Source organism: Haemophilus parainfluenzae, from assembly GCF_014931395.1.
GTDB lineage: Bacteria > Pseudomonadota > Gammaproteobacteria > Enterobacterales > Pasteurellaceae > Haemophilus_D.
The window spans coordinates 1,663,900-1,683,501 of the sequence record NZ_CP063120.1; the positions used below are offsets into that span (position 1 = coordinate 1,663,900).

Sequence of the window (19,602 nt, forward strand, 5' to 3'; positions counted from 1 at the left end):
ATTCTAATCTCGCAAATGAGAATAGTCAAGTATTTTTTTTAAATTATTTCTATAAGTCACTAATAACAAAAGAGAAATCAATGTTAATTATTCTCATTTAGGTGATGTGTGTAAAATAAATTCTCATTATCAGATCAAGAATAATGAAATCTGCAGAATTGATGTACGCAATTGTATTCAGAATTCACATAGCGTTATCTACAAATTTCATACTAATTCTAATTATTCCATTGCAAAGACATCCATTTATTTCTTTTATATCCACAACCTAAAATCACCTTATTTTGAGTAATGCATGAAATAGGATAGTCACTTATATTGGTTTGTGACATATTTATATATGCAATTTAACATAATATACATTATGCGAAATCAATTACAAGGTTAGTGAAAGCTACGTATCAATAAAATCACAAAGTTATGCACAGGTTGTAAATACCACTCAAGCAATGCGAAATCTAGCCTCACAACACTTTACAATAGATTAAATAATGATTTATACACTCTAAAGTTGTTATGTAAGGAAAAAATAAAGAAGTTTATATATATATCAAACAATGACAACGCTACGTGAATTCTGCGTTATTTTATGAGATGAATATCATCAGATTTAAAAAAGAAAAACGTAAATCTCAGGGATTAAGATTTACGTTTTTGATGAATGGCATTTGTGTGACTATGTCACGATATGTATTAGATTAAGATAACAATTTTGCTCCGTATTCATAAACCTGTTGCAGTAAATTCAGTTTGGTTGGATTATCCGAATATTCCTCTGCTAACTGCTGTAAACTTTCTTCAAATTTAACCGCATTTTGTTCTAATTTACGTTGGCGATATTTTTGCCATTTGATTTGCTCTGCACGATTTAGAGTTTTATAGAAATGTCTTGCACGATAATGGAATAACAATTCTGGAATTCGTTTATCTTCAAATGCTAAACCATGCTCAGCTAATTTCTCTGCTGGTAAATCGCGTAAAATAGCCATGTTGTTTTTATCGGCGTTGCTAAAGAAACCGCTATAAAGTTCAGTTTCTACATTATCACTCGGCTCAAATTCGCGTTCTTCTGAGAAGATTTCAATAACTTTCTCGCGAATATCTAAGGATTGGCGCAATTTTGCTAAATTATCTAAGCAATGTTGTCTGTCTATCCCTAAACGAGCTGCATTTTCTGGCAATAACGTTTTTGCAGGCGCCAAAATTGGGCATTTATTAATATGAACCAATTTTAATGGAACTGATGAAACACCTCTTTCTTCTAACTCACTTTTCTTGGTATATAAATCTTGTCGTAAATCAACCGCACTTTTGCTGAGCAAGTTATCAATATCACCTGATAAATCACAGACGATTACAGCATTTTGATTAGTTGGATGCCATGCTAATGGTGCCACCCAAGCACAATTGCCACGATAATTCCCTAGCATACCCGAAACGTGCACTAATGGTGTCATTTCCGCGGTGTCGATCAGTTTCTCAATTTCCTTTTTACCTCTATGCTCAAAGAAGAATTGAAATAATTTAGGCTGCTTTTCTTTGATTAATTTAGCCATAGCGATGGTTGCATATACATCCGCCATCGCATCATGGGCATTTTCATGCTCAATACCATTTGCTTTAGTGAGTTTTTCTAAGCGAAAGCTTGGCATGCCATCATCGTCATAAGCCCAATTAATTCCCTCTGGACGCAAAGCATAACAGGCTCGAACCAAATCTAGTAAATCCCACCGAGAATTGCCATTTTTCCAGCTATATTCATAGGGATCGATGAAGTTACGGTAAAAGATATAACGAGTCATTTCATCGTCATAACGAATGTTGTTGTACCCCATCACACAAGTATTAGGTTGTGAAAACTCAGCTAGAATTTTTGCGGCAAATTCAGGTTCAGGAATCCCCTTTTCATTACATTCTTGTGGCGTGATTCCTGTGACCATTACGGCCTCGGGAGCTGGCAAATAATCATTAGTTTGCTTGCAATACAACATAATAGGCTCACCAATGATATTGAAATCTGCATCGGTACGAATACCAGCAAATTGAGCAGGACGATCACTTGCCGGATTGATACCAAAACTTTCGTAATCGTAGATAAAAAAACTAAAATCGTTTGCCATAATTAAGCCAAAATTTTATCTAAATAATATAAACAGAAAATTGCTGAAAGACTGATAAGAACGCCAAACCAGTTTATTTTGCTGATTTTTTCTTTAAAGAAAAATGCGCCGGTGACGGTGCCTAAACAAATAACACCAATATTCATTCCCGCAAAAACTAAAGTTGGGTTTTGTCCGAAGCTTTGGTGCGCTTTAATGTAAAACAGGATGTTGAAGAAATTTAATACACCTAAAATGATTCCACCAATAAAGCTTGGCACTGTCCACTGAGTGCGTTTTAGGAATAAATACAGGAACATGACACAAGCGGCTAATGAGAAAGCAATGAATAATGTGGTTGGGAATGCTCCCCCGCTTTTGGCCACTTGTTTGAATAAAATATCAATGGTGCCATAACCAAACCAAACACCGATTAAGCCTAAAATACCTTTAAAAGTGACCGCACTTTGTTCATTCGATTTGTTCAAAATACAGAATAAACCGATGAATGCCAAAATAATGCCAACAATTTTAGGCTGACTTAATGTTTCATGGAAAATAATAAAAGAGGCAACAATCGGTAGAAATAACGATAAGCGTTGTGCAGCATCAGAACGCACGATGCCAGCAAATTCAACTGCTTTAGACATAATGATAAATACGGTTGGTAATAAAATACCTAACGCCAGGAAAATAGGTGTACTATCACTTTGTGCTAAATATTCGGTAAATTCCAATCCTTTAAAATCGGGTTTGAGTAAAAAATAGCTTAACGAAATAGCAACGATATAATTAAACGCAATCGCTTGTTCAATAATGATATTTTTCTTGCGAGCAACTTTGAGTAACACCGATACGGCAACACTACACAGAATGGCAAAAATAAGGTTGTGCATAATTTTAATCCTTAACAGCTTGTTTAATTAAACTCATTATATATTCAAGATATTGAGTACTATCAGTAGAAATCTCATAATCACCATTTCCCCAATGGCCTGTATCTTCTACATTCTTAGCTAGTTTCTTCGGATCATCTAATTCACCATAAGGAAGATTAATCCATAGTTTTAAAGCCTTTTTCTGAATTCCGATATCCACAATATTTTTATCTTTTTTAAACGCGATATAGCGTTTTCTAGGTACAACCTCAATATTAGGTTCTAAATTTAAAATTGCCTGTTTGTAGGTTTCATATAATTCTTGTATAAAATCAGGTTTATCATTCAAATGATCATCTTCTTGGTAAACTTTAATTTCTTTTAGTGTAGAAAGTTCTTTTGTTTCTTCAGTTGTGACTGTCTTAATATTGGGCGCTGATTTAGATTTATTGATAAGATTTACAGTTATAATTTCATTATCAAAGCAATTTACTTCCCATAATTCAATTGGTAAATCTTTAAAATTTGTTGCTTGGATCTGGAAATCATTAAATGATGGAGAAACAAAAATCACTTTAGATTGAGACCAATCTATATCACTTCTTTTTAATGGCTTACTTTGAGTTTCATTATACTCAATCAGAAAATCAGCTTTATATTCAAGCATTAAATTAAGATAAGAAATCCCCTGATCTACCACACTAGAGTTTTGCTGTCTTTTATATTCAATTATCACAAACGCTTTAGCTTCAGGATCAAATGCCAAGGTATCTGTACGTGAATTTTTAATAGAAAATTCAGATCGAATGAAAATATATCCAGTCAACAGAGATAAATTATGCTCAAATAAATTTTGTATATCTTTTTCTAACTTAAACTTTCCTTGTTTAAGCTGAGCAAGAATTCCTTTTTGAGATGTAAAAATTTTCATCATTTATTCCTTAAATATTAAAATGCGGTTAAAAGAATTTAAATCTTTAACCGCACTTTCTTTACATAATAGTACAACTACTCTGTTGCGCCAAAGCCACGCAAACCAACCACATGAACTTGTTCTTGGTTGCCGGCGATTTTACGCACCAGTTTATAGGTTGTCCCTTTTTCAGGGCTAATGTTTTCCGGTGCTGCGATAAGTAATTGCATATCCAAACGTTCGCAAAGTTCGAACAAGGTGGAAATGGATTTACCATCCAAACGCGCAGCCTCATCCAAGAATAGTAAGCGGCACGGTACGATGTCTTTACCGCGAATTCGGCGGCTTTCCTCTTCCCAACTTTGTACAACCATTAATAAGATGGACATACCCGTACCGATCGCTTCACCTGTCGATAATGCGCCACTTTCAGCACGTAACCAGCCATCCGCACCACGGAATACTTCAACTTCTAGCTCGAGGTAATTACGGTAATCCAATAATTCCTCACCGATAGTTTGTGCTGTGCGTTGGCCCATATCAATATGCGGGTTAATGCGTTGATAAAGTTTCGCAATGGCTTCTGAGAAGGTAATACGATTATCACTGAATAAATCTTGATATTCTTCTTGTTTACCAGACAGCGCATCAAGCAACATCGCATGTGTATCGCGAATATTAACTACTAAACGTACTGATTTTACCTGGCCGAAGGCAATATTTTGTAAACCTTGGTTCAACATGCGAATACGATTTTGTTCACGTTGAATGGTTTTACGCATAATATTCGCCACACTTTCAGAACTGATCGCCAATTTTTTCTCACGACCAGTTAATTCTTCTGTTAAGCGATTAAGCTCAATTTCCATTTGCTCAATTGCATCAATCGGATCATCCGTTTTAATAATATCCTGACGAATACGCTCACGAAGATGTTGATAGACAGCAATAAAGAAGCGGACTTTATTTTCCGGTTTACGGCTATCTTCAGAAATACGCAATGCATCGCGGAGATATTCATTATCAGCCACTGCAGTACGTAGTGCACCTAATGCTTTATCCGACATTGAACGTAGTTCATCAGCAGATAAATAAGCTAATTCTCGACGATTGAGTCGTTTTTCCACATCAGAATTGCGAGATAAACGCAGAACCACGCACCAGCTGACTTTCGCAGCTACAACCAATTCACGTTGAGTTTTGTAATCACGTTCCGCTTTGCGAATGCGTTTATTTAAGTTATCCGCTTCACTTTCAATAAGCGTTAATTGTTTTTCAACATAAGAACGACGTTGACGACTGGTTGAAAGTTGTTGATACAACTCATCACGACGATTTCTTGCACGTTCCTCTGCCCCTTCATCAGCACGCACGCCCAATTCACCAATCTCAGCAATTAATTCTTTTAACAATTGATTTTTACTGTCGTAAGAACTTTGCAATTGAATAAATACTTGATTGTATTGTGCAAATTGGCTTTGTTTTTGACGTAATTGTTCACGTTGAGCATCACGTTGTGCCTGTAATTGCTCCAAACGTTGACGAAGTTGCTCGTTAAGCTCTGACGTTTCTGCTTGACCTGCATCTTCATAGCTGAAGTGATTTTTACGTTGTACTACATCCGCTAAAGCAAATACACGTTGCTGTACTTGTTTTTGACGTTCAATCGCTTGGGTTAAATCAGCTTTTAAGCGTTCATAGTTTTCTGGATCACTTTGTAAGGTATTCGCAATCGGCTCTAATTGTGACAACGCAACGCCATGTTGACGAATAAAGCTTTCATCTTGTTCTGCAATATCTAGTTGTTCACGGCATTCTTCAATGCGATCAAGTAATTCTTCATCAGCAAGCAAGTTAAGCTGTGGCATTAACTTATTCAACAATTGCATTTTTTCTTTGGCATTATCCAATTTAATGCGAATTTGTTGTTCGGTGCTTGAGAATTGATTGAGCTCGCGATCAATTTCATTGCGTTCTTGATTGATTTCCGCCATCACCTCTTCTGGGTTTGGTTGGAACGCAAGCGCTAAATGTAAGCCAACAAATTGACTAAAATGTTCGTGTAAACGTTGACATTTTTGTACATCAAAGGCGATTTGTGCGTATTCTTCCGCAATTTCATCACGTTTAGCTTGTAATTCTTCTAAATGTTTTTCACGTGCAGCACGGCCAAATAATGGAATTTGCGGGAATTTTGAATAACGTAATTCACGATCAGACACTTGCACCACAACGCCCATTTCGAGTTCTTGGGCTGAAAGTACGCTGTCATCAAAGGCATTTGGGTCACCTTCGATTAAATATAAATCGTCTGGACAATCTTCTAAATTAGCTAATTGTTCGCGTACCGTGTTGAGATCACGAACAACGATAGCATGACGCGCAGGACCATAAAGTGCAGAGAAATAAGGTGCATCTTCAATTGGTACATCATCATATAATTCAGAAAGCAATACGCCACCAAAGCGTTCTGCAAGCACATTCAAGCGAGCATCTTCTGAACCATCTGGTTGGCTTAAACGAGAAATTTGCTCATCTAATTGTTGACGTTGTTTCTCTAAATTGTCACGTTGAATAGTCAGCTCACGTTCTTTCACCAATTGTGATTGCATAAAATGCATCACATCTTGGCTATGCTCGAAGGTTTCACCACTTTGCTCTTGTAAGCGTTCTAAAGCCGCTTGAGCAGTTAACCAAGCCGGTGCTTTACGAGCATTTTCTTCATAAAGTGCGGTCAAATTTTCACGTTTTTGACGCAAGGTTGAACGGTTTTCTACTTGCTCAGCAAGTTCTTCATTCAAACTTTCAATGAGTTCTTCTTGTTCAACGTGGTATGCTTCGAGTTCATCAGCAGTTTCTAAAGATAAATCAGCACGTTGATTAAAATCAGCCAATAATTTAACCGCACTTTGTTGTTGAGCATAGCGCTGCTCTAACTCATGTAATTTCGCACGTAATTGCGGGGTTTGTTGTGCCTGAATTTTTTGTGTTGGATATTCACGCAATAATTCTTTAGCACTTTCCCAAGCACTTGAACGTGGCATATCACCAGCAATTTTACATACCAACTGATAGGCTTTATCGAATTGTGATTTTGCCGCTTCAGAAATAGACATCTTATGTTCTAACTCAAGCACTTGCTCGGTCAGACTTTCTGCATGAGCAACAAACTCAGCTTGGTAATCTTCCGCATTTTTCACGCTCAAATCCGCTAAACCACATAAGGTTTTCGCTTTTTCAAGCGCGGCAATTGCTTGTTGATATTGCAATGCACGGGTTTGTTGTGCATCTAATGCTTGTTGATAATCTGCAAGTTGCGCACGTACTTGGTCAATTTCAAGTTCCGTTTGCTCAAATTGTGCTTGGCTTTCTTCAAGCTGTTCGGTTGCGGTTTCCACAACCATTTTTTGTTCTTCTAATTTTTCTGTAAGCTCAGCCACATCTTCTTGATAGCGCGATACTTTTTCTTGATGACGTAACGCATTTAATACCAAGTTCAAGTGGTCTGCCGCACTTTGGTGATCGACTTCTAAAGTACGTTCATTTTCTGCCAATTCTGCAGCTTCACGGCTTAAGTCAATTAAGCGATGTTGTGATAATTCTTGCTCAGCTTTTGCTTTATACCAATCACGACGGAAACCTAAAGCCGCTTCGATATTGCCACGACGTTCATTGGCATTGCGCATATAATCTGATGCCACATAATTAGTGGTTTCGGTGATTAAATGTTTGAATAAATCACGGTCAGATTGGGTAACTTTAATTGCTTCAAGGGTCATGCGGTTTTCACGTAACGCACTTTCCATATCTTGGAAGGCTTTGCGCACACCAAGGTTTTCTGGCAATAAGTAATCACGTAAAGAACGGGTAATGGCGCTGGAAATACCACCGTATAAAGAAGCTTCGATTAATTTATAGAATTTGCTACGGTCTGAGGCACTACGTAAGCGTTTTGGAATAATACCTAAATCAAACATCATGCCATGATAATCGGTGATGGAATGATATTGCTTAAATTGTGCACCAAGATTTTCAATTTTATCTTTTAATTCATTTAAATTGAGTACACGCGCTTGACGTTCACCGACTGTTTCGGTGAAAAGTGCGGTCGGATTTAAGGATAATTCTACACCTTGAATCGAGAATGTTTTTAAATCCACTTTCTTATCACGACCCGCAATTTGTTGCAGGCGCACACCCACGAGAATTCGTTGGTGACGAGAGTTGATGGTATCCAATACTGCGTAACACACACCTGGACGTAATTTACCGTGTAAGCCTTTATCACGAGAGCCGCCTGTCGAGCCAGCCTCAGTGGTATTACGGAAATGCAATAAGGTTAGGTCTGGAATTAATGCTGTGACAAAACCTGCCATGGTTGTGGATTTACCGGCACCGTTACCACCGGAAAGTGTGGTCACCAATTCATCCAAATCAAAGGTGCGGGCAAAGAAACCATTCCAGTTAATTAAGGTTAATGAACGAAATTTACCTCGTTCTACTCCACTATGTTGGTTTAATACAGGAGCAATAAATTCTTCTTCAACCTGTTCAGTTGATTGCTCAGGTTCGTCTTGATAGATTTCGTTTTCAAGTTCTAATACATCAGACATTATTCTTGTTCTCCTGCATCATCAAATTCTTCATCAATTTCGACCGCACTTTCTTCATCATCAAGGTCATCAGCATTGCTCGCCGCTTTTGCTTGTTTTTCCAATTCGAGAGATTGTGGTGTTGCTGCTTCCCCATCACGAATTAAGCGAGCTTGCGCTTCTAACGGATCATCACCGGAACGCACTTCAGCCCCAAAACGGAAAACTGATTCTGAAATCGTAAATTTACCGCTATGTTGTTCACCCACGGTATGAATCATGCCTAAACGGCGTAAACGACCAATCGCAGAGCGCACTTTTTCAGCTAATTTTTGTTTATCCAAATCCGAGCCGCTGGAACGTTGATTGACAGCTTTCAATAATTTACCTTCATCCGCTAAATTCAGTAATTCATCATAAACTTCTTGCGTGCTGAAGATACCTTGCTGCGCCAAACGTTCTGGGCTTAAATACAAATAGCAAAGTACTTTTCCTACCAACATCTCTAATTCAGAAAGCACTGAACGGGCAATTAACGTCGTTGCTTTTGGACGTAAATAGAAAAAGCCTTCCGGTGCACGAATTAATTCCACATTGTAACGGCGGTAAAAGCCATCCAACTCATTTTGGAAATCCATTAAAAAAGCATGATTATCTAATTGATCTGTGCTGATATGGCGACCTGAACGCAACAAGCTGTCCACTGCCGGGAAAATAGGATTTGCAATGGCATTTGCCAATTTCGGGGAAATTACATCTTGAATATCTGTCATGGTTAATTTCTCATTTTATAAATTCGTTTTTTAATAAGCCACGAAATTAATATTTATCAATCACATGCGCTTGTACTTCTGCGCCATAATCGTTAATTTCTTGCCATTGCGGATAAATACCGGCTAAATCATCATTTGCCATACCTAAACGCACAGCTTGATCCACAATAATACGTGCCACATCAAAATGACGAGAAAGTGGATAAGCTTCTAATTGTTCTTTTAAGACTAAACTTAAATCGATTGGACGATTATTCTCACGGTATTGAATTAATAAGCCTTGCATATGTTCGACGATTTGATCATGTAAATCAGCCAAAGATTCATATTGCAACTCTTCAGGTAATTCACCCAATGCATCATCTTCACGTAATACCATTTCTTCATCACGCAGATCGACTAAACGTTCCGCTTGAGCTGTCCATAAGAACCAAGTATGATCGAAATAGCTGTGGATAGAATTACGCAAGCGTTGTGAGAATACACGGTTTTTATCCATATCAATGGCGGTACGGATAAATTTATGAACGTGACGGTCATAACCAATCCATAAATCAATAGCTTGTTGTCCCCAGCTAATAATGCGGTCGAGCTTAGATTGTAAATCGGTAATTAATTGTTCAATAAAATACAGCTCATCATGACCAATTACATAATCTTGAATACGTAATAATTGAGCCTGTAACTTATCACCTGCGGCATTTAAAGTATCTTGTAACTCACGTAAATTGCCTGAGGTTTCATCTAATAAACGTTCACAGCTAGAAATTGCTGCCTGCCAATCTTTGGTAAGTAAATTGGCAATTTCTTCTTTAATGCTTTGTTGATTTTCATCCATTACGCGTTGTGATAAATCGATACTATCGAAAATCTCTGCTACTGAATATTTTAACGGAGCGAAAACATTACGACGCCAAAAGTGCTCATTCTCCCCTTTTGCTGTAGCTTCTTCTGCAGCATCGGATGCTCGCTGAATTTCATCGGCCACAATAGAAAGTTGTACGGAAAGACGCAACGCGGAAAATTCACGCTGACGAATATAATAATCTGATACTCCAACGCCTAATGGAGTGAGACGATAAATAGAAAGCCCTTCAGTAAATTCACTGCTGAAACGGTTAAGAAAACGCTGTTTCACCAGTTCATTGATAGCATTATTCGCACGGGTGGCAATCGCATCCGTTGATTGGTCAAAGGCATTGGCTGTATGGCGGAAAATATCCACTAAATCAGCTTCTAGCATCTCACCGTCTAAACGTTCGTTGTTATAAATGGCAATGGCCAGTAAAAATACTAAACGCTCTGTCGGCAGATTTAACGAAAATTCCCGCTCTTTCGCCCATGAGACGAGTTCAGGAATGGTTTGTGAGGTTTCGATCATTCGGTTACAAAAGCTTAAAATTGAACAAAAAATTTCTGAGATTATACAGGATTTTTTCTCAATCTTGAAAATCTTCTTGCAAATTGACCGCTCTTTTTAAATTTAAAATATCCTTAATTTAAATAAGGAAATATATTTTCGTATTTCAACCTTAGAAATGAGCGATATTTAAATAATATTTACAACTCTTTACAATTCTTTACAAAATAAACATGCTATTTACTTTTCTATACAAAAAAACCTATCTATAATCTTGTGTAGGTACGCAATCGTTTACTGAATAGATAAAAATAAGATTTTCAATATCTGAAAAATAAGAGATTAAAAATCATATAGTTAATTCATTCGTCAATGCTACCTATAAGTATTTATGTATATTTACACTACTCTAATAAAATTCTTTAATTACATAATGTAATTAAAGAAGAAGCTCAAGCGAGGACATATGAAAAATTTTAAATTTAATGCTATCACAGCATTAATTATTGGGGTGAATGTTGCTGTAGCGAATGCTGCTGATGGAAACATTCTGAATATCACGACACAAGATTCTGTTAATGCAAACAAACCAATAGAAGAGACTAACGTTAAAGGTCCTGGACATACAGCTATTGGTCAGCAAAACCAAATCTATTCTATTCCTGCTACTGAAGCTGAAGAAAGCCAAGGTTCAAGTTCTGCCATCGGTAATCAAAATGTGGTGAAAGGTGAACAAGCAAATGCGATTGGTGATGGGAATGATGCATATGGTCATTTTACCCAAAGTGTTGGTGATGATAACAAAGTTTATGCCGATCATTCTCTTGGATTTGGTGCTCACAATAAAGTTGGTGCTCAACGTGTAACAGGTACACCAGAAAAAGATGTTGTTGTAGATAAAAACACAAGTAAAGCAAGTGTATTTGGTTTAAACAATGTCGTTTTAGGAAAAGAAGTTCTAGCTCTAGGTAATAACAATAATGTAAATGGTGAAAATTCTACAGCTATTGGTACTCAATCTACTGCAGATGGCATTAATGCACTTGCAATTGGTGTAGGAGCTAAAGCTCATGTAACCAACCCAGCAGCAGCAAATTCAAACAAACCAGGTAACTTAGTTGCAATTGGTACAAGTGCAGAGGCAACAGCAGCGGAAACAGTTGCTATTGGTGAATCAGCAAAAGCACTTAAAGCTAATGCAAATGCATTTGGATCAAAATCATTAGCTGGCGGTGAAAGTTCTCTAGCTGTTGGTTCTGGTGCACAAGCAAAAGAAGATTCATCAGTTGCAATTGGTAATGATTCCAATGCTACTGCTAAATCTTCAGTCGCAGTCGGAGAATCTACAAATGCAACCGCTATTTTTGCTACTGCTGTAGGTGATAGTTCAACTGCTGCAGGTGTTCGTAGCGTTGCAATCAGCGTAAATTCTAAAGCTAAAGCAGAGGATTCTATTGCGATTGGTGCGAATACAAGTTCTGAAATTAGAGGGGTTTCTATTGGAGCTGGTGCCTCTGCACATTATCAAGGTATTTCTGTTGGTTATGAAAGTAAGGCGTCAGGTATTGGTTCAATTGCAACTGGAGTTGGCTCAACTGCGGCAGGATTATCTGCTATTGCAACAGGTTCAAATGCAACTTCGTCAGGCATAGCATCAATAGCTGTTGGTGATAAATCGAAAGCAACTGCAGGTTATGCTGTTGCAATTGGTGATAAAGCAAGTGCAACTCACGGCTCAAGTGTGGCGTTAGGTAATGCTTCAGAAACAAAACAGGCAGCTGCAGTAAATGACGCTACTGTAAATGGTATTTCTTATAATGGCTTTGCTGGAACAGATGCGACTGGGACAGTCTCCGTTGGTTCAGTAGGCAATGAACAATTTACTCGTCAAATTGTTAATGTTGGTGCGGGTGAAATTTCCAAAATATCCACTGACGCAATCAATGGTTCACAACTTTATATGGTCGCCGAGCAAGTTGGTGAAAATAAAAAACGTATCGAGAACATCCGAGTTCGCACAGGTGATGTAAAAGTAAAAGCTGGTGATAACATCGATGTAGAAGAAACTCACGATGATGCTAACCAAGTAAAAACCTATACTGTTAGTACCAAAAAAGACATCAAAGCAAATTCTTATACCATCAATAATTCCAATATCAAAATTGATCAAAATGGAATTAATGCCGGTAACAAAAAAGTTATCAACGTTGCAAATGGTGAAAATGATAACGATGCGGTTAATGTTTCACAATTAAATAAAGTGAAAACTGATGTGGCTAACAATACTAAAAATATTGCTACAAACACTCAAAATATCGCTAACAATACTAAAGCACTTAATACTTTAAATAAGAAAGTTAATGATGTTGACCGTAAATCTCGCGCAGGTATTGCAGGCGTTGCAGCAATCGCTTCTGCGCCATCTGCACGTAAAGATGGCAAGAGCATGGTATCAACCGGCGTTGCTCATCACCGTGGTGAAAGCGCGATCGCAATTAAAGCGTCTCGTAACTCTGATAACGGTCACTGGTCAACCAACGTGAACGGTGCTGCTGATACTCGCGGTCAATTTACTGTGGGTGCGGGTGTCGGTTACGAATGGTAATCTGACTTACACGTTAAAACAAAGAGCCACAAAATTGTGGCTCTTTTTTATGATTAAAAATAACGAAAAATTTGACCGCGCTCATTACAATAGATATCTCCAAACAAATGCACTGACTAAAATAATCAACATAATAATAATTTGTATTAAACGTTTTTTGGTTAATTTTTCTGCTGCCATACCTATTTACTCGTAGATAACTTCTTTAATTTACTATTTAGTGGTAGAATAATTGCGTTAGATCAATTTTACACTATATTTATCGATTTGAGGAACTAATGAAGAATTTCGTTTCAGAGACCAAATCAGGGCGCAGAGTTCAATCAGGTGGTTGTGCAATTCATTGTCAGGATTGCAGTATTAGTCAACTTTGTATCCCTTTCACATTGAACGAACATGAACTCGATCAGCTTGATAATATCATTGAGCGTAAAAAGCCTATCCAAAAATCTCAAGTCCTTTTTAAAGCTGGTGATACACTGAATTCTATTTATGCGATTCGCTCCGGTACCATCAAAACTTATACCATTAGTGAGGCCGGCGAAGAACAAATTACCTCTTTCCACTTACCTGGTGATTTAGTTGGCTTTGATGCTATCACGAACATGCAACACCCAAGCTTTGCACAAGCTTTGGAAACCGCCATGGTATGTGAAATTCCATTTGATATCTTAGATGACTTATCTGGAAAAATGCCTAAGCTTCGTCAACAAATTATGCGTTTGATGAGTAGTGAAATCAAAAGCGATCAAGAAATGATTTTATTACTGTCTAAAATGAACGCTGAAGAACGTTTAGCGGCATTTATTCACAATCTATCAAAACGTTACTCCGCTCGCGGTTTCTCTGCGAAAGAATTCCGTTTAACCATGACCCGTAGTGATATCGGTAACTATCTCGGTTTAACTGTTGAAACCATCAGCCGTTTACTTGGACGTTTCCAAAAATTGGGTGTACTCTCTGTTCAAGGTAAATACATTACTATTAATGATATTAATGCCTTGATTGATTTAACCGGTGTACATAAAACCAAAATCCAATTAGCAGAATAATTTAAAAGCGTGAGTTTTCACGCTTTTTTAACATTTGAAACAAAAAAACTTGCACGAGATCACTTTTTTGATAATCGGTTCTTGTCATCGTTTAAAATCTTTTCTATCCTATTGATATCTCATATCTTGGAGGTTTTATGAAATTTAATAATATTCTTGTTGTACTCAATCCTGATAACGAAAAACAATATGCACTTGCTCGTGCTGTTCGACTTGTAAAAGAACAGCAAAATGAAACAAAAGTAAAAATCACCACTCTGTTGAGTGTCTATGACCTATCTTATGAAATGTCTGCGCTTCTTTCCTCGGAAGAACGCAGCGAAATGCATAAAACAGCCGTTGAACAACAACGTCAAGCTGTGCAATTTTATTTAGATAAATATGCTGATCCGGAAATTGAATTTGAATCTCACATTGTATGGAGCAGCAATGAAGCAGATGCAATTCGTGAAGAAGTTGAAAAAAATCAATATGACCTCGTTGTGAAATATACTAAAGATGAAGAAAGCTTTACTTCATTGATTTTCACACCGGTAGATTGGCAATTGTTACGTAAATGTCCAATCCCTGTATTAATGGTACGTGATGGTGACTGGAAACACCAACGCCGTATTTTAGTCGCTGTTAATGTATCCGGTGAGCAAGAATATCAAGATGAATTCAATCAAGAATTAGTTTCAACAGGCATGAATTTAGCGGAAAACTTAAACCGTGGTAACGTACATTTAGTCGCAGCCTACCCTGTTGCACCAATTAATATGGCGATTGATTTACCTGAATTTAATACTTCAGGTTATGAAAATGGCATTCGTGGCCAACACCTCATCAATATGAAAGCCTTACGTCAAAAATTTGGTATTGATGAGGATCATACCCATGTACGCGAAGGTTTCCCTGAAGAGGTGATTCCTGAAGTGGCGAAAGAAATTGAAGCTGAATTAGTGATTTTAGGCACAGTGGGAAGAACGGGTTTATCTGCAGCGTTACTAGGTAATACAGCTGAACATGTAATTAGTAAATTAAGCTGCAATTTATTAGCCATTAAACCATCTAAAAAATAAGCCTATTTAGCTTTTTATTTAAAATAAGTGCGGTCAGAAAAACAATCGTTTTATTGACCGCGCTTTTTTGTTAAAAAAATGTGAAGTTCCTCACAAAATCAACTTTTTTCATTCGTCTCATCATTTCTTTTTCGTTATACTCGTCCGCCCTATCGAAGACTTTCTATAAATTGATTTATTGATTAAAAAGGAAAGACAATGAAAAAAACATTAATTGCGGCACTACTTGGCTTCTCTGCGCTCGCGCAAGCACATGAAGTTTGGGTTGCAACACCAGCACAACTAGCTTCTAATAGCGTTTTAAAAGCTGATTTAGCTTATGGTGACTACCCCTATGTTGAAAAAATTCCTGAAAAACGTCTCGCTATTTTTCCACCGATGGAACTCATCAATCAAAATGGTGAAATGCAAACATTAGTACAAAAAGGTGAAAACTACCAATATCAATCAGAAAATCCGTTAAAAGACGGTTCATATTGGGTAACAGCTACTTATAAACCAACTTTCTGGTCACAAAATAATGAAGGTTGGAAAATGGATAACTTACAAGGTACACCAAATGCATTCTATTGCGAACAAACTCAAATGTTTGGTAAAGCCTTTACTGTAGTGGGCAAAAAACCATTAAATGCAGATATGGCTATGACACGCCTCGGCTTACCACTTGAAATTGTGCCACTCAAAGATCCAAAAACAATTAAAGCAGGCGAAGCTTTCCCTGTTCAGATTTTCTATAAAGACCAACCACTTGCAGGCGAAACGATTATCGCAACCTCTGATACATTTGTTGTGAAAGATATGGAAGCGGCGACATCTCACCGTGAGCCGCAAGCCTTTTCTGGTAAAACAGACAAAGAAGGTAAAGTTAACTTTATTCCATTAATTGAAGGTGTTTGGAAACTTAAAGTGATTCATAAAGAACCATTTGAAGATCAAAAAGTTTGTCAACATTCAGCGAATTACGCGACGTTAATTCTCCCTGTTGGTAAAGCTAGAGCTAAACTCCCTCCAAAACCAGAACATCATCATTAATCATAAAAAAAGTGCGGTCAAATTTAACCGCACTTTTTTAATATGTTCTTAACGCTGGAGGTTGGTAATGTTCAATAAAGGTTTCGATTTCTTGAAGATTATTCGAGAATAAAATCTTCTCAAAATCACCTTGAGTAAAGAAGCCTTCTTTCACCATATGGCTAAAAAAGGACTTTAGTGAATCAAAATACCCCTTTTCATTAAACAGAATACAAGGATTGTTATTTTTTCCAATTCGCGCCCAAGAAATCACTTCAGCAATTTCTTCTAAAGTGCCAGGTCCGCCAGGCAAAGCAATATAAGCATCGCCAAGCTCAATCATTTTATTTTTTCGCTCAGACATGCTTTCAACAATTACTGTCTTAGTTAAATTAGGATGTGAAACTTCTCTGTCTTGTAAAAATTGAGGGATAATGCCAATTACTTTACCTTGATGAGCAAGTACAGTATCTGCAACTACGCCCATTAATCCCAATTTTCCGCCACCATAAACTAAAGTATGTTGACCATCAGCAATCCATTTCCCTAATTTTGTTGCGGCAGCCTGATAGGCTGAATCATTACCTAAACTTGCACCGCAATAAACCGTGATGTTCATCCTACTTTTTCCGTTCTACCCATTTCCCATCAATATAATCCACAATCCATTTTGTGGCTTTACCATTTTTTTCAGAAGTCACATATTGATGTTTTTCTTTACGGCTGAAACGGATAATGGCTTCATTACCCTCAGGGTCTTTTTGTGGCGCATCCGCTAAATAACGTAATTTTTCCGGTAAACGATCACGATAAAGCGCTAATTCAGCCACTTTTGCCGGTCGAGTTTCACGTGATTTCGGGAAGTTATGTGCTGACATAAACACGCCACTTGCACCATCACGTAATACAAAATACGCATCGGATTTTTCGCATTTCAGTTCTGGGAAATGAACGGGCTCTTCTTTTGGTGGTGCAACTTCGCCGTTTTTCAAAATCTTACGGGTGTTATCACAGCTGGTACATCCCATATATTTACCAAAACGACCGAGTTTTAAGTGCATATCAGCACCGCATTTATCACATTCTACAATCGGACCGTCATAGCCTTTAATTTTGAATTGGCCTTGTTCAACCAAATAACCATCACAATTCGGATTGTTACCACAAATATGTAATTTACGATGTGGGTCAATGATGTAGCTATCCATCGCGGTACCGCATTTCGGACAACGTTTACGATCCATTAAGGCTTTGGTCTCAGAAGCCTCATCTAATACATTGAGTAATTCTGCTTCTGGAATGAGATTAATCGTTGTTTTACAACGCTCTTTTGGTGGTAATGCATAACCAGAACAACCAAGGAAGACACCTGTACTTGCTGTGCGAATCGCCATTTTTCGGCCACAAGTTGGGCAATCAATATCGGTGAGCACAAGGCTATTCGGCTTCATTCCACCTTCTAGCTCATCTAATTCAGCCGTAGAAAGTTGGGTAGAAAAATCTTTGAAGAATTGATTTAACTCAGCCTTCCAATTTTTCTCACCTGATGCTATTTGGTCTAGTACGTTTTCCATGTTGGCAGTGAAGTCGTAGCTCATCAAATCAGTAAAAGATTGATTTAAGCGATCAGTAACGATTTCGCCCATTTTCTCGGCATAGAAACGGCGATTTTCAATGCGTACATAACCACGTTCTTGAATAGTCGAAATAATTGCCGCATAAGTCGAAGGACGACCTATACCACGTTTCTCCAATTCTTTAACTAATGCTGCTTCGGTAAAACGAGCGGGTGGTTTGGTAAAGTGTTGGCTTGGCGAAACTGTTTTTAGTGCTAATGTTTCGTTCAAACTCACAGCCGGTAAAATTTGGTCTTCGGGATTTTTACCTAATTGTGGCAAGACTTTTGTCCAACCATCAAAGCGTAAAATACGGCCCTTAGCTTTCAATTCATAATCACCCGCCATTACGGTAACCGTTGTACTGTCATATTGTGCAGCCGGCATTTGGCAGGCTACAAATTGACGCCAGATTAAATCATACAAGCGCACGGCATCTTTATCCATGCCACTTAAATGATCCGCAAGCATTTTTACATCAGAAGGACGAATCGCTTCGTGCGCTTCTTGTGCATTTTCTTTGCTCGAATAGAAATTCGGTTTAGCGGGCAAATAATCTTTGCCAAAATGGCTTTCGATATAAGAGCGTGCCATATTTAATGCATCTTGGCTCAAGTTGGTTGAGTCCGTACGCATATAAGTGATGTAACCGGCTTCATATAAACGTTGTGCCAACATCATGGTTTTCTTCACCCCAAAACCTAAACGCGTACTTGCAGTTTGTTGTAAGGTTGAAGTAATAAATGGTGCTCTTGGTTTAGAACCTGTTGGTTTTGTTTCTAAATCTGTGACAACGTAATGCGATTTGTTTAAGAAATCGACCGCACTTTGGGCTTCTTTTTCATTTTTAGGCTCAAATTTCTTGCCTTTATATTGCACAACATCCAAACGTAAGTCTTCTTTCTTGCTCGTTTGGGTTAGCGCTTCAATTTCCCAAAACTCTTCTGGTTGGAATGCTTTGATTTCACGTTCACGCTCGACCACTAATTTCACGGCAACAGATTGCACACGTCCGGCAGATAGACCTCGCGCCACTTTTTTCCATAATAATGGCGACACCATAAAGCCTACCACGCGGTCTAAGAAACGACGGGTTTGCTGAGCATTAACCTGGTCCATATTAATGTGAGCTGGATGTTGGAATGCTTTTTCAATCGCTTTCTTCGTAATCTCATTAAATACAACGCGGCTAAAACGACTATCATCGCCACCGATGACTTCACGTAAATGCCACGCGATAGCCTCTCCTTCTCTATCCAAGTCGGTTGCGAGATAAATATGATCGGATTTTTTAGCAAGGGATTTTAATTCGGCTACCACTTTTTCTTTGCCTGGTAGAATTTGGTAATTGGCTTTCCAATCGTCATAGGGGTCAATCCCCATACGTTTCACTAAGGCTGCGCGGTCTTTTTCTGCTTTAATTTTATTTTTCTCTTCAGCACTTAATCCTTTAGTGGAAACGGGTTTAGCCTTCTCGCCTGTGCTACTCCCTGCAGTAGGCAAATCACAAATATGCCCTACGCTGGATTTCACCACATACTGGCTACCTAAATATTTATTGATGGTTTTCGCTTTGGCTGGCGACTCCACAATCACTAAAGATTTGCTCATTTGCTTACCTAAAATATAACTAGAATTCTGT

General features: G+C 37.9%; 12 protein-coding genes. 4 read left to right on the forward strand and 8 right to left on the reverse strand.

The genetic code is table 11. From position 1 onward, the window contains the following. Window positions 1–698 precede the first annotated feature (698 nt). The 6 genes from sbcB to mukF form a co-directional block, all read right to left on the reverse strand. A complete protein-coding gene (gene sbcB, locus INP94_RS08460; RefSeq protein WP_197543319.1) occupies window positions 699–2,120 on the reverse strand; it encodes an exodeoxyribonuclease I in 1,422 nt (473 codons plus the stop codon). A gap of 2 nt (window positions 2,121–2,122) precedes the next feature. Beyond that, window positions 2,123–2,995: a DMT family transporter gene (locus INP94_RS08465; protein ID WP_197543320.1), complete on the reverse strand. Its 873-nt coding sequence runs from the start codon at window positions 2,993–2,995 to the stop codon at window positions 2,123–2,125. 4 nt (window positions 2,996–2,999) lie between these two features. Further along, a complete protein-coding gene (locus INP94_RS08470) occupies window positions 3,000–3,908 on the reverse strand; it encodes a DUF5655 domain-containing protein (RefSeq protein ID WP_197544288.1) in 909 nt (302 codons plus the stop codon). A gap of 77 nt (window positions 3,909–3,985) precedes the next feature. Continuing rightward, window positions 3,986–8,503, reverse strand: a complete 4,518-nt coding sequence (gene mukB, locus INP94_RS08475) for a chromosome partition protein MukB (RefSeq protein ID WP_197543321.1) — start codon at window positions 8,501–8,503, stop codon at window positions 3,986–3,988. After that, on the reverse strand, window positions 8,503–9,255 hold the full coding sequence (mukE, locus tag INP94_RS08480; RefSeq protein ID WP_197543322.1) for a chromosome partition protein MukE: 753 nt from the start codon (window positions 9,253–9,255) through the stop codon (window positions 8,503–8,505). The genes mukB and mukE overlap by 1 nt, the downstream gene beginning before the upstream one ends. 46 nt (window positions 9,256–9,301) lie before the next feature. Continuing rightward, window positions 9,302–10,636, reverse strand: coding sequence for a chromosome partition protein MukF (gene mukF / locus INP94_RS08485; protein ID WP_197543323.1), 1,335 nt, complete (start codon window positions 10,634–10,636; stop codon window positions 9,302–9,304). 445 nt (window positions 10,637–11,081) lie between these two features. Between mukF and INP94_RS08490 the strand changes: the two genes are divergently transcribed. From INP94_RS08490 to INP94_RS08505, 4 genes are all read left to right on the forward strand, one after another. Beyond that, window positions 11,082–13,220 (forward strand): YadA family autotransporter adhesin, encoded by a 2,139-nt coding sequence (locus tag INP94_RS08490; RefSeq protein ID WP_197543324.1) that lies wholly within the window; start codon window positions 11,082–11,084, stop codon window positions 13,218–13,220. Window positions 13,221–13,498: 278 nt separating this feature from the next. Next, window positions 13,499–14,272: a fumarate/nitrate reduction transcriptional regulator Fnr gene (fnr, locus tag INP94_RS08495; protein WP_014065394.1), complete on the forward strand. Its 774-nt coding sequence runs from the start codon at window positions 13,499–13,501 to the stop codon at window positions 14,270–14,272. 137 nt (window positions 14,273–14,409) lie between these two features. Next, complete coding sequence (gene uspE, locus INP94_RS08500; protein WP_070775884.1) at window positions 14,410–15,333, forward strand: universal stress protein UspE; 924 nt, start codon at window positions 14,410–14,412, stop codon at window positions 15,331–15,333. Between the two features lie 198 nt (window positions 15,334–15,531). Further along, window positions 15,532–16,365 carry a DUF4198 domain-containing protein gene (locus tag INP94_RS08505; protein WP_197543325.1) on the forward strand — a complete coding sequence of 278 codons (834 nt, stop codon included), beginning with the start codon at window positions 15,532–15,534 and terminating at the stop codon, window positions 16,363–16,365. A 37-nt stretch (window positions 16,366–16,402) separates the two neighbouring features. On the opposite strand, the gene INP94_RS08510 is transcribed toward INP94_RS08505, so the two are convergent. Next, window positions 16,403–16,963 (reverse strand): LOG family protein, encoded by a 561-nt coding sequence (locus INP94_RS08510; protein WP_197543326.1) that lies wholly within the window; start codon window positions 16,961–16,963, stop codon window positions 16,403–16,405. Between the two features lies 1 nt (window position 16,964). Beyond that, window positions 16,965–19,571 carry a type I DNA topoisomerase gene (gene topA, locus INP94_RS08515; RefSeq protein ID WP_197543327.1) on the reverse strand — a complete coding sequence of 869 codons (2,607 nt, stop codon included), beginning with the start codon at window positions 19,569–19,571 and terminating at the stop codon, window positions 16,965–16,967. Between the last annotated feature and the right edge of the window lie 31 nt (window positions 19,572–19,602).

What these genes read in the sequence shown, in the direction of transcription:
- mukE (WP_197543322.1), bottom strand. Translation starts at nt 9,255, where the DNA reads ATGACAGATATTCAAGATGTAATTTCCCCGAAATTGGCAAATGCCATT.
- mukF (WP_197543323.1), bottom strand. Translation starts at nt 10,636, where the DNA reads ATGATCGAAACCTCACAAACCATTCCTGAACTCGTCTCATGGGCGAAA.
- INP94_RS08470 (WP_197544288.1), bottom strand. Translation starts at nt 3,908, where the DNA reads ATGAAAATTTTTACATCTCAAAAAGGAATTCTTGCTCAGCTTAAACAA.
- sbcB (WP_197543319.1), bottom strand. Translation starts at nt 2,120, where the DNA reads ATGGCAAACGATTTTAGTTTTTTTATCTACGATTACGAAAGTTTTGGT.
- INP94_RS08510 (WP_197543326.1), bottom strand. Translation starts at nt 16,963, where the DNA reads ATGAACATCACGGTTTATTGCGGTGCAAGTTTAGGTAATGATTCAGCC.
- INP94_RS08465 (WP_197543320.1), bottom strand. Translation starts at nt 2,995, where the DNA reads ATGCACAACCTTATTTTTGCCATTCTGTGTAGTGTTGCCGTATCGGTG.
- topA (WP_197543327.1), bottom strand. Translation starts at nt 19,571, where the DNA reads ATGAGCAAATCTTTAGTGATTGTGGAGTCGCCAGCCAAAGCGAAAACC.
- INP94_RS08505 (WP_197543325.1), top strand. Translation starts at nt 15,532, where the DNA reads ATGAAAAAAACATTAATTGCGGCACTACTTGGCTTCTCTGCGCTCGCG.
- fnr (WP_014065394.1), top strand. Translation starts at nt 13,499, where the DNA reads ATGAAGAATTTCGTTTCAGAGACCAAATCAGGGCGCAGAGTTCAATCA.
- uspE (WP_070775884.1), top strand. Translation starts at nt 14,410, where the DNA reads ATGAAATTTAATAATATTCTTGTTGTACTCAATCCTGATAACGAAAAA.
- mukB (WP_197543321.1), bottom strand. Translation starts at nt 8,503, where the DNA reads ATGTCTGATGTATTAGAACTTGAAAACGAAATCTATCAAGACGAACCT.
- INP94_RS08490 (WP_197543324.1), top strand. Translation starts at nt 11,082, where the DNA reads ATGAAAAATTTTAAATTTAATGCTATCACAGCATTAATTATTGGGGTG.